This window comes from Pseudomonas sp. 2822-17 (assembly GCF_002742485.1).
Classification (GTDB): Bacteria; Pseudomonadota; Gammaproteobacteria; order Pseudomonadales; family Pseudomonadaceae; genus Aquipseudomonas; species Aquipseudomonas cyclaminis.
Genome location: NZ_LJRZ01000455.1, coordinates 267,341 through 279,471, shown reverse-complemented (window position 1 = coordinate 279,471; position 12,131 = coordinate 267,341). Strand labels below are relative to the sequence as shown.

Annotated in this window: 7 protein-coding genes; 6 read left to right on the top strand and 1 reads right to left on the bottom strand. The window is 62.0% G+C overall.

Annotation, left to right across the window (positions count from 1 at the left end; translation table 11 throughout):
- Positions 1–12 precede the first annotated feature (12 nt).
- The 4 genes from treC (at position 13) to AOA60_RS17970 (ending at position 5,770) form a co-directional block, all read left to right on the top strand.
- The gene (gene treC, locus AOA60_RS17985; protein WP_099585595.1) at positions 13–1,650 is read left to right on the top strand and encodes an alpha,alpha-phosphotrehalase; all 1,638 of its coding nucleotides are present in this window, start codon (positions 13–15) and stop codon (positions 1,648–1,650) included.
- Between the two features lie 64 nt (positions 1,651–1,714).
- The gene (locus AOA60_RS17980) at positions 1,715–2,935 is read left to right on the top strand and encodes a carbohydrate porin (protein WP_099585594.1); all 1,221 of its coding nucleotides are present in this window, start codon (positions 1,715–1,717) and stop codon (positions 2,933–2,935) included.
- A 49-nt stretch (positions 2,936–2,984) separates the two neighbouring features.
- Positions 2,985–5,489 (top strand): phosphoenolpyruvate--protein phosphotransferase, encoded by a 2,505-nt coding sequence (ptsP, locus tag AOA60_RS17975; protein WP_099585593.1) that lies wholly within the window; start codon positions 2,985–2,987, stop codon positions 5,487–5,489.
- A 2-nt stretch (positions 5,490–5,491) separates the two neighbouring features.
- Positions 5,492–5,770 (top strand): PTS transporter subunit EIIB, encoded by a 279-nt coding sequence (locus tag AOA60_RS17970; RefSeq protein WP_099585592.1) that lies wholly within the window; start codon positions 5,492–5,494, stop codon positions 5,768–5,770.
- 353 nt (positions 5,771–6,123) lie between these two features.
- Here the strand turns inward: AOA60_RS17970 and mltF are convergent, their stop codons facing one another.
- Entirely contained in the window at positions 6,124–7,584 is a 1,461-nt protein-coding gene (mltF, locus tag AOA60_RS17965; RefSeq protein WP_099585591.1) for a membrane-bound lytic murein transglycosylase MltF, read from the bottom strand.
- A gap of 286 nt (positions 7,585–7,870) precedes the next feature.
- Here mltF and purL point away from each other — a divergent pair, with 286 nt between their 5' ends.
- Positions 7,871–11,767 (top strand): phosphoribosylformylglycinamidine synthase, encoded by a 3,897-nt coding sequence (gene purL / locus AOA60_RS17960; protein WP_099585590.1) that lies wholly within the window; start codon positions 7,871–7,873, stop codon positions 11,765–11,767.
- Between the two features lie 4 nt (positions 11,768–11,771).
- Positions 11,772–12,083, top strand: coding sequence for a YqfO family protein (locus tag AOA60_RS17955; protein WP_099585589.1), 312 nt, complete (start codon positions 11,772–11,774; stop codon positions 12,081–12,083).
- The last annotated feature ends 48 nt before the right edge of the window (positions 12,084–12,131 follow it).

Here is a 12,131-nt window from a genome sequence, read left to right as displayed (position 1 = left end):
GAAGGACCCCCCATGCACCAATCGGTGATCTACCAGATCTACCCCAAAAGCTTCCACAGCCACGCGGGTAACGCCACCGGTGACCTGCTGGGCATCGTGGACAAACTCGACTACCTCCAATGGCTGGGCGTGGACTGCCTGTGGATCACCCCGTTCCTGCGCTCGCCGCAACGGGACAACGGCTACGACATCAGCGACTACTACGCCATCGACCCCAGCTACGGGACCATGGCCGACTGCGACCTGCTGATCCACGAGGCGGCCAAGCGCGGTATCAAGTTGATGCTCGATATCGTGGTCAACCACACCTCCATTGAGCACGAGTGGTTCCAGCAGGCGCGCAGCAGCCTCGACAACCCGTACCGCGACTTCTACATCTGGCGTGACCAGCCGAACAACTGGGAATCCAAGTTCGGCGGTTCGGCCTGGGAATACGAGGCGCAAACCGGCCAGTATTTCCTGCACCTGTTCGACCATACCCAGGCCGACCTCAACTGGGACAACCCCAAGGTCCGTGCCGAGGTGTTCAAGTTGATGCGCTTCTGGCGTGACAAGGGCGTGGGCGGCTTTCGCCTGGACGTGATCAACCTGATCTCCAAGCCTGCCGATTTTCCCGAAGACACCAGCGACGGCCGCCGCTTCTACACCGACGGTCCCCACGTGCATGAATACCTGCAAGAGATGCACCGCGAAGTCTTCGAAGGCCATGACCTGATCAACGTCGGCGAGATGTCGTCCACCAGCCTGGAACACTGCATTCGTTATTCAAATCCTGCGTCGAAAGAACTGTCGATGACCTTCAATTTTCATCACCTGAAAGTGGATTACCCGAACCTGCAAAAGTGGATAAAGGCCGACTTCGATTTCCTGCAACTCAAGCGGATTTTCTCCGACTGGCAACTGGGCATGCAGGCCGGTGGCGGCTGGAATGCGTTGTTCTGGTGTAACCACGACCAGCCGCGTGTGGTTTCGCGTTTTGGCGACGACGGCGAACACCGCGTGGTCTCGGCCAAGATGCTCGCTACGGCGCTGCATTTTCTCCAGGGCACACCGTTTGTGTACCAGGGCGAAGAGTTGGGCATGACCAATCCGGGTTTCGAGCAGATCGAGCAGTACCGCGATGTGGAGACCCTCAACATCTATCGCCTCAAGCGCGATGCCGGTGAATCCCAGGCGTCGAGCATGGCGGCGATCATGCAGAAGTCCCGCGATAACGGGCGCACGCCGATGCAGTGGAATGCACGCGCCAATGCCGGTTTCAGCACGGGCGAGCCATGGATCGGTCTCCCGGCGAATGCCGCGCAGATCAACGTTGAGCACCAGCTCGATGATCCCGATTCCGTGCTGCATCACTACCGCGCGCTGATTGCCTTGCGTCGTCACGAACCGCTGATCCAGGACGGCGTATACCGCGAACTGCTGCAGGACCATCCCCAGGTGTGGGCGTACCTGCGCGAGGGCCAGGGCGAGCGGCTGCTGGTGCTGAACAATTTCTATGGCAAGCCCTGCGCCATTCAGCTGCCTGACGACGTGATCGGCGCGGCAAGTGAGCAACGCCTGCTGATCAGCAACTACCCCGATTGCCCGCTGCGCACGGCCTCGGTCGTCCTGCGTCCCTACGAATCGTTCGTGCTGCATCTTAAGGACTAAACCCGGAACTCCCGTGGGGGCGCAGGGTGCTTCAAAAAACATAATAAAAATATCGGAGTGCTTCATGAAAACAACAATAAAGCTGGGCCTCGTTGCATCCTGCCTGAGCCTGCCTCTCGGCGCTCAGGCCCTGGAATTTGCCGGTTACTTGCGCAGCGGCGCAGGCACGTCGACCGGCAGTGGTCCGCAGCAATGTTTCCAACTGCCAGGGGCGCAATCCAAATACCGTCTGGGGAACGAATGCGAGCAATACGCCGAACTGGAACTGCGCCAGGACTTGCTGACCCTCGATGATGGTTCGGTGTTCAGCGTCGATGCGATGGCCTCGCTGTACAACAAGTACGACCGCGAGCTGAAATTCCAGGGCGAGAACAACGGCTCGGCGCGCATGCCACAGATGTATGCGCAGTGGTCGAACGTGCCCGCCCTCAACGGCGGTTCGCTGTGGGCCGGTCGGCGTTACTACAAACGTAACGACATCCATATCTCCGATTTCTACTACTGGAACCAGAGCGCCACCGGCGGCGGTATCGAGGACGTGCTGATCGGCGACCTCAAGTACAGCTACGCCATTTCGCGCAAGGACAACCTCTACCAAAAGGAATACGCCACCCGTCACGACTTCAACGTCGCGGGCTTCAAGACCAATCCTGGCGGTGAGCTGGAAGTGGGCTTGAGCTATATCGAGAAGGCCGGTGGCCGCGATACCAACAGCGGTTGGGCGTTGACGGCGCAGCATGTGCAAAAGCCTTTCCTGGGGGGCAAGAACAAGTTCGCGTTGCAGTACGGCGAAGGTCCTGGCACCGGCCTGGGTTACACCGGTAATACCTTCCTGGATAACAGCAGCAAAAGTTATCGCGCGGTGGAGTTTTTCGATTGGCAGGTCACGCCGCGTTTCGGCGGGCAGGTCGAGGCGGTGTATCAGAAAGATATCCGCCCCGGCGGCCAGGACCAGACCTGGATGTCCCTCGGCGTGCGCCCGGCGTATGCCATCAGCGAACAATTCAAACTCGTCACCGAACTGGGCCACGATCAAGTCGACGCCAGCGGTGGCACGCGCAAGCTGAGCAAATTCACCTTCGCCCCGACGTGGTCGCCCAAAGGCCCGGATTTCTGGGCACGGCCGGAAGTGCGCTTGTACTACACCTACGCCACCTGGAACGAAGCGGCCAAGCGCGCAGCGAATGAACTGGCGGCGGGGTCGGCATTGTCCGACACCGGGTCGTACGGCACCGCACGGCATGGGTCGAATTTTGGTGTGCAGGTCGAGTACTGGTGGAAGTAATCCTTCTTCTGCTCAATGATTTTTACCGAACAAAACAGCAGGTGACGTCATGATCCCATCGAAACCCTTGGAACTGCTGGCGCCCCTGTCCGGGGTGCTGCTGGCGCTGGATCAAGTGCCGGACCCGGTGTTCGCCAGCCGCATGATCGGCGACGGCCTGTGCATCGATCCCACGTCGCAGACCCTGTGCGCACCATTGGGCGGGGTGGTCAGCAATATTCAGGACACCGGGCATGCGGTCAGCATCACCGACGACAACGGCGTGCAGGTGTTGATGCATATCGGCCTGGACACCGTGAACCTGGTGGGCAAGGGCTTCACCCGATTGGTCGAGGAAGGCCAGCGGGTCGAGGCCGGCGAGGCGCTGATCGAATTTGACGCCGACTACGTGGCGCTCAATGCCCGTAGCTTGTTGACCCTCATGCTGGTGGTCAGCGGCGAACCGTTCACCCTGCTGGCCAGTGGCGTGGTCGAAAGCGGCCAGCCGCTGCTGGCGTTATTCCCAGCGCAGGCGCTTGACGTGGCAAACGAGGAGGAGGGCGATGCGCTGTTCTCCAAACCGCTGAGCCTGCCCAACGCCAATGGCCTGCATGCACGCCCGGCGGCGGTGTTTGCCCAGGCGGCGAAGAGCTTTAACGCGAGCATTTACCTGCACAAGCAAACCCAGAGCGCCAACGCAAAATCCCTGGTGGCAATCATGGCGCTGCAAACTGTGCAGGGCGATACCTTGCAAGTGAGCGCGGCGGGTGATGATGCCGAGGTGGCGATCAAGGCCTTGGTGGAATTGTTGACGCAAGGCTGTGGCGAGACGGTCGCGGTACCGGCTGTGGTGGTTGAACCTGTGGTGTCGGCGACGGTGCTGCGGGGTGTGTGCGCATCGCCGGGTTCGGCGTTTGGTCAGGTGGTGCAGGTGGCAGAGCCTGATCTGGATATCCCTGAAAAGGGCGCGGGCGAAGAGGCCGAACGTGCCACGTTGGCGCACGCGCTGCGGGCTGCCACCGAAGCGCTGCAAACCTTGCAGGCCAAGGCTGTCGGCAGTGCTCAGGCGGAGATTTTCCGCGCTCATCAGGAACTGCTCGAAGACCCGACCTTGTTGGAACACGCCCATGGCTTGCTCGCCGAGGGTAAGAGCGCGGCGTTTGCCTGGCATGGCGCCACCGCTGCCACGGTCAAGTTGTTCCAGGGATTGGGCAATGCGCTGATCGCCGAGCGGGCAGCGGACCTGGCCGATGTTGGCCAGCGTGTACTCAAACTGATCCTGGGCATTGAGGACCGCGCCTGGGACCTGCCCGAGCGCGCCATTCTGATCGCCGAGCAGCTGACCCCGTCGCAAACCGCCAGCCTCGACAGCCAGAAGGTGCTGGGGTTTGTCACGGTCGGCGGCGGCGCGACCAGCCATGTGGCAATTCTCGCCCGTGCCCTGGGCCTGCCGGCGATCTGCGGTGTACCGGAGCAGGTGCTGGCGCTGGCGAACGGCAAGCAGGTCCTGCTGGATGCGGATAAAGGCGAGCTGCACCTGGCGCCGAATCTGGCCGAGATCGAACGGTTGGACCTGGCTCGTCAACAACAGGGGCTGCGGCATCAGCGCGATGTGGCGCAGGCTGCGTTGCCCGCCATCACCCGCGACGGTCATCACGTTGAGGTCACGGCCAACGTCGCTTCGTTGCAGGAGGTGGAGCAATCCCTGACCCTCGGCGGTGAAGGCGTCGGCCTGCTGCGTTCGGAATTCCTCTACCTCGACCGCAACCGTGCGCCGAGCCCGGAGGAGCAGGCCAGCACCTACACGGCCATCGCCCGCGCCCTGGGTACTGAGCGCAATCTGGTGGTGCGCACCCTGGACGTGGGCGGCGACAAACCGCTGGCCTACGTGCCGATGGAGGCCGAAACCAACCCGTTCCTGGGCTTGCGCGGTATTCGCCTGTGCCTGGAGCGGCCGGCGCTGTTGCGCGAACAGCTGCGTGCGATCCTCGCCAGCGCCGGGCTAGCGCGGCTGCATATCATGTTGCCGATGGTCAGCCTGCTGTCGGAACTGCACCTGGCTCGCAGGATTCTCGAAGAGGAAGCGCTGGCATTGGGGCTGAGCGAACTGCCGAAGCTGGGGATCATGATCGAAGTGCCCTCGGCGGCGTTGATGGCCGACGTGTTTGCGCCCCATGTGGATTTCTTCTCCATCGGCACCAACGACCTGACCCAATACACCCTGGCCATGGACCGCGACCATCCACGGCTGGCCAGCCAGGCCGACAGCTTTCACCCGGCGGTATTGCGCTTGATCGCCACCACGGTAAAGGCCGCTCATGCCCACGGTAAATGGGTCGGCGTATGCGGCGCGTTGGCGTCCGAAGCGCTGGCGGTTCCGCTGTTGATCGGGCTGGGGGTGGATGAGTTGTCGGTCAGTGTGCCGTTGATCCCGACCATCAAGGCCACCGTGCGCGAGCTCGACCTTGCCGACTGCCAGAGCATCGCCCGCCAGGTGCTGAGCCTGGAAGAGGCTGCCCAGGTACGCGAAGCCTTGCGTGACTTTCAAACAGCTACCGTTGTGCTGGAGAACTGAGCATGTTGGATAAATTGAAACAGGCGTTCTGGAAAGCCCTGACCCCGGACTTGATTGCCGAGACGGTCGAGGCACCGACGCAAAGTCTGTTGTCGGCCGACGTGCTGAGTGCATTGGGTGGCGTGGCTAACGTCAAGTCACAACAGCATGTGGCGCTGACGCGGGTAAGGGTGCAGTTGCAGGAGGCGGGGCGATTGGATGAGGCGGCGTTGAAGGCGATGGGTGTAGCGGGAGTGATGGTGTTATCGGACGGCGTAGTCCACCTGCTGACTGGATTATAAGACGACGTCGATCAAGGTTGAGCCATTTGAATGAGGTGCAGTTGGTGTGTGGTGAGGGGGCCTTTGTGGTGATCGAGCCTCTCTGGTGATCGGGCTTTTTGTGGTGAGCAGGCTTTTTGTGGTGAGCGGGCTTTTTGTGGTGAGCGGGCTTGCCCCGCGCTGGGTGGCGAAGCCGCCCCAAAACCAGGCGCTACGGTTTTCCTGAAAAATCGCGGCGGGCCTATGGGGGCTGCTTCGCAGCCCAGCGCGGGCAAGCCCGCTCACCACAAAAGCCTCCCTCACCACAAAGGCACCACAAAGGCACCTTCACCAGAGAGGCCCGCGTGCCACAAAGGCCTGTCCCACTCGGGTATCTAGAGCTTCGGGTTGTCTTCCGGCGGCTTGGTCTTGTCCACACCCGGCACGTGCAGGTTGCCTTCGACCACCTGGTTGCCTTCCAGCTGCGGCTGCGTCACCCAGGTCAGAATGTCGTAGTAGCGCCGGATGTTCGCCACAAAGTGTACCGGCTCACCGCCACGCGCATAGCCGTAGCGGGTCTTGCTGTACCACTGCTTCTGCGACAGGCGCGGCAGCATTTTCTTCACGTCCAGCCACTTGTTCGGGTTCAGGCCTTCTTTCTTCGCCAGGGTGCGCGCGTCGTCCAGATGGCCGGTGCCGACGTTATAGGCGGCGAGGGCAAACCAGGTGCGGTCCGGCTCGGCGATGCTGTCGTCCAGCTCATCCTTGATCTTGGCCAGGTACTTGGCGCCGCCCATGATGCTTTGCTTGGGATCCAGGCGGTTGGACACGCCCATGGCCTGGGCGGTGTTCTGGGTCAGCATCATCAGGCCGCGCACGCCGGTCTTGGAGGTGACCGCCGGTTGCCACAGTGATTCCTGGTAGCCGATGGCCGCCAGCAGGCGCCAGTCGACCTTTTCTTCCTTGGCATAGGCCCGGAAGTGCTTCTCGTATTTGGGCAGGCGCTGCTGCAAATGCTGGGCGAACGTATAGGCGCCGACATAACCGAGTACATCGACGTGCCCGTAATAGCGGTCTTTGAGGCGTTGCAGGGTGCCGTTCTTTTCCACCTTGTCCAGGTAGCTGTTGATCTCGTTGAGCAGGCTGTTGTCTTCGCCTGCGGCCACGGCCCAGCTCTGGTTGCTGGCGTTGCCCAGGTCGAAGGCCACGCGCACGTTGGGGAAGTACACCTGGTTCATCGCCACTTCGTTGGAGTCCACCAGGGTCAGGTCGATCTGCCCCTCGTCCACCATGCGCAGCAGGTCGACTACCTCAACGGCGTCGGATTCTTCGTATTCAATCGCAGGATTCTGCTTTTTAAGCGCCGCCAATTGTTCGGCGTGGGTGCTGCCCTTGAGCACCATGATCTTCTTGCCCACCAGGTCCGCCGCATTGGTCGGGCGTGACTGGCCGTTGCGGTAGATGATCTGCGGGGTGACTTCCAGGTAAGGATGGGAGAAACGCACCTGTTGCTGGCGCTGCTCGCTGCTGACCAGGCCGGCGGCGGCAAGCACCGGGCCATTGGCTTTGCCCAGTTGGCCGAACAGGTCGTCGAGGTTGTCGGCGGTCTCGATTTCCAGCTTCACGCCCAGGTCGTCGGCAAAGCGCTTGACCAGTTCGTATTCGAAACCGGTTTCACCGTTGCGGTCCTGGAAATACGTGGCCGGGCTGTTCCGGGTAATCACCCGCAATACGCCATCCTCCTTGATTCGCTCAAGCGTGCTGGGTTTATCAACACAGGCGCTGAGCATCAGGAAGAGTCCGGTGGCGATGAGCCATTTGGCGCATCGCGGGCGCAAAGCAGTTGGGGAGAACATCTGCGCAGTATACGCAAACGGCCCACGGCGCCATATCTCGACAGCGGCGGTCTTGTCTGCTAGCGCCGCCAAAACTGTGCTGTAGCCCGCAGAAACGTGGCTTGGCGGGTAATTGTGACGGTTAAAATAACTGCGCCGAATGCCTTGGATAATGCCCCGATTGCATGCAAACCCTGCCAACTGACGTTCGGCAGCAGCCGGCGATGCCGTTTCGGGTGCCGTTAGCGATGGTTTACGCTAGAATGCACGGCCTCAAAGCACACCCCTTCCCGAGGCTGTCCCGAAGATGTTGATCCTGCGCGGCGCTCCTGCCCTTTCTGCCTTTCGCCACAGCAAACTCCTTGAACAACTGAGCCAGAAGGTTCCAGCGGTTACAGGCCTGTATGCTGAATTTGCTCACTTCGCCGACGTTACCGGCGTATTGACCGCCGACGAACAGCAAGTGCTGGCACGCCTTCTGAAGTACGGCCCAAGCGTTCCCGTTCAAGAGCCTACCGGCCGCTTGTTCCTGGTTCTGCCGCGGTTCGGCACCATCTCGCCCTGGTCGAGCAAGGCCAGCGACATTGCCCGCAACTGCGGCCTGGACAAAATCCAGCGCCTGGAGCGCGGTATCGCCTTCTACGTCGCCGGCCAGTTCAGCGATGCCGAGGCCGAGCTGGTCGCCAGCAGCCTGCACGACCGCATGACCCAGATCATCGTCAGCCAGCTCGAACAGGCCGCCGGTCTGTTCAGCCACGCCGAGCCCAAGCCGCTGACCGCGATTGATGTGCTCGGCGGCGGCCGCGCCGCCCTGGAGAAGGCCAACACCGAACTGGGCCTGGCCCTGGCCGAAGACGAGATCGACTACCTGGTCAACGCCTTCAACGGTTTGCAGCGCAACCCCCACGACATCGAACTGATGATGTTCGCCCAGGCCAACTCCGAGCACTGCCGTCACAAGATCTTCAACGCCAGTTGGGACATCGACGGCCAGAGCCAGGAAAAAAGCCTGTTCGGCATGATCAAGAACACCTACGTGATGCACAGCGAAGGCGTTCTGTCGGCTTATAAGGACAACGCCTCGGTCATCGTCGGCTCCGTCGCCGGCCGCTTCTTCCCGGACCCGGAGACCCGCCAGTACGGCGCGGTACAGGAGCCGGTGCACATCCTGATGAAGGTCGAAACCCACAACCACCCGACCGCGATTGCTCCGTTCCCAGGCGCAGCCACCGGTTCGGGCGGCGAAATCCGTGACGAGGGCGCAACCGGCCGTGGCGCCAAGCCCAAGGCGGGCCTCACCGGTTTCACCGTGTCCAACCTGCAGATCCCTGGCTTTGAACAGCCGTGGGAAGTGCCGTACGGCAAGCCTGAGCGCATCGTCACCGCCCTCGACATCATGATCGAAGGCCCGCTGGGCGGTGCCGCGTTCAACAACGAATTCGGGCGCCCGGCACTGACCGGTTACTTCCGTACCTTCGAACAGTCCATCACCACGCCTCACGGTGATGAAGTGCGCGGTTACCACAAGCCGATCATGCTGGCCGGCGGCATGGGCAACATCCGCGAAGAACACGTCAAGAAAGGCGAGATCCTGGTCGGTTCCAAGCTGATCGTGCTCGGCGGCCCGGCAATGTTGATCGGCCTGGGCGGCGGCGCGGCTTCTTCCATGGCCACCGGCACCAGCTCGGCGGACCTGGACTTTGCTTCCGTACAGCGCGAAAACCCAGAGATGGAGCGTCGCTGCCAGGAAGTCATCGACCGTTGCTGGCAGTTGGGTGACAAGAACCCAATCAGCTTTATCCATGACGTCGGTGCTGGCGGTTTGTCCAACGCCTTCCCGGAACTGGTCAACGACGGCGACCGTGGTGGCCGTTTCGAACTGCGCAACATTCCAAACGACGAGCCGGGCATGGCCCCGCACGAAATCTGGAGCAACGAATCCCAAGAGCGTTATGTGCTGGCCGTCGGCCCTGAAGACTTCGCGCGCTTCCAGGCCATCTGCGAACGCGAGCGTTGCCCGTTTGCCGTGGTCGGCGAAGCCACAGCCGAGCCGCAACTGACGGTTACAGACAGCCACTTCGGCAACAGTCCGGTGGACATGCCGCTCGAAGTGCTGCTGGGCAAAGCCCCGCGCATGCACCGTTCGGCGGTACGTGAAGCCGAGCTGGGCGATGATTTCGACCCAAGCGCCCTGGAACTGGCCGACAGCATCGAACGTGTGCTGCATCACCCGGCCGTGGCGAGCAAAAGCTTCCTGATCACCATCGGCGACCGCAGCATCACCGGCCTGGTGGCCCGTGACCAAATGGTCGGCCCATGGCAGGTGCCGGTGGCTGACGTTGCCGTGACCGCCACCAGCTTTGACGTCTACACCGGTGAAGCCATGGCCATGGGCGAGCGTACCCCGCTGGCCTTGCTGGACGCCCCGGCGTCGGGCCGCATGGCCATTGGTGAAACCCTCACCAACATCGCTGCTTCGCGCATCGGCAAGCTGTCCGACATCAAGCTGTCGGCCAACTGGATGTCCGCGGCCGGTCACCCGGGTGAAGATGCACGCCTGTACGACACCGTAAAAGCCGTCGGCATGGAGCTGTGCCCGGAGTTGGGCATTACCATTCCGGTAGGCAAGGACTCGATGTCCATGGCCACCCGTTGGAACGATGAAGGCGTGGACAAGAGCGTCACCTCGCCGCTGTCGCTGATCGTTACCGGTTTTGCACCGGTCACCGACATCCGCCAGACCCTTACCCCGCAGCTGCGCATGGACAAGGGCACCACCGATCTGATCCTGATCGACCTGGGCCGTGGCCAGAACCGCATGGGGGCCTCGATCCTCGCGCAAACCCACGGCAAGCTCGGCAAACACGCGCCGGACGTCGACGACGCCGAAGACCTCAAAGCCTTCTTCGCCGTGATCCAGGGCCTTAACGCCGACGGCCACCTGCTGGCTTACCACGACCGTTCCGACGGCGGTTTGCTGACCAGCGTTGTAGAGATGGCGTTCGCCGGTCACTGCGGCCTGAACATCGTGCTCGACAGCGTTGCCGAGGATGCTGCCGAAATCAACGGCATCCTGTTCAACGAAGAGTTGGGCGCTGTGATCCAGGTGCGCCAGGACGCCACCCCGGATGTACTCGCACAATTCAGCGCCGCTGGCCTGGACGATTGCGTGGCGGTGATCGGCCAGCCGATCAACAACGGCGAAATCAATATCTCGTTCAATGGCGATACCGTGTTTGCCGGCCAGCGCCGCCTGCTGCAACGCCAGTGGGCCGAGACCAGCTACCAGATCCAACGCCTGCGTGACAACGCCGACTGCGCCGAGCAGGAATTCGACGTGATCCTGGAAGAAGACAATCCGGGCCTGAGCACCAAGCTCAGCTTCGACGTCAACCAGGACATCGCCGCGCCTTACATCAAGAAAGGCATCCGCCCACAGGTTGCCGTACTGCGTGAGCAGGGCGTCAACGGCCAGGTGGAAATGGCGGCTGCATTCGACCGCGCCGGCTTCAATGCGATCGACGTGCACATGAGCGATATCCTCGCCGGTCGCGTTGACCTCAACGAGTTCAAAGGCCTGGTGGCCTGCGGTGGTTTCTCCTACGGCGACGTGCTGGGTGCCGGTGAAGGCTGGGCCAAGTCGGCCTTGTTCAACAGCCGTGCCCGCGATGCGTTCCAGGGTTTCTTCGAACGTAACGACAGCTTCACCCTGGGGGTGTGCAACGGTTGCCAGATGATGTCCAACCTCAGCGAACTGATCCCGGGCAGCGAGTTCTGGCCGCACTTTGTGCGCAACCGTTCCGAGCAGTTCGAAGCCCGTGTGGCCATGGTGCAGGTGCAGGAATCCAACTCGATCTTCCTGCAAGGCATGGCCGGTTCGCGCATGCCGATCGCCATCGCCCACGGTGAAGGCCATGCCGAGTTCGAAAGCGAAGAAGCACTGCTCGAAGCCGATCTGTCCGGCACCGTGGCCCTGCGTTTCGTCGACAACCACGGCAAGGTCACCGAAAGCTACCCGGCCAACCCGAACGGCTCGCCGCGCGGGATCACCGGCCTCACCAGCCGCGACGGTCGCGTGACCATCATGATGCCGCACCCGGAGCGTGTGTTCCGCGCCGTGCAGAACTCGTGGCGCCCGGAAGAGTGGAACGAAGACGGCGCCTGGCTGCGTATGTTCCGCAACGCGCGCGTCTGGGTGAACTAAGACGGTGTACAAGCTCGCCTTCTTTGTGCCCGACAGCCATGTAGAGGCGGTGAAAACCGCCGTCTTCGCTGCTGGCGGCGGGCGCATCGGCGACTACGACAGCTGTGCATGGCAAGTGCTGGGCCAGGGCCAGTTCCGGGCGTTGGACGGCAGCCAGCCGTTTATTGGCCAGGTCGGGCAAGTTGAAGCAGTCGAGGAATGGAAGGTTGAGCTGGTGGTGGCGGATGCGTTGATCAAGGCCGTTGTGGCCGCGTTGAAGCTCAGCCATCCCTACGAGACACCGGCCTATGAGGTGTGGCAGTTGGCGGATTTCTGATCCGGGTACTGCAGCAACACAAAACCCGTCGAGCCCTTTGGGCCGGCG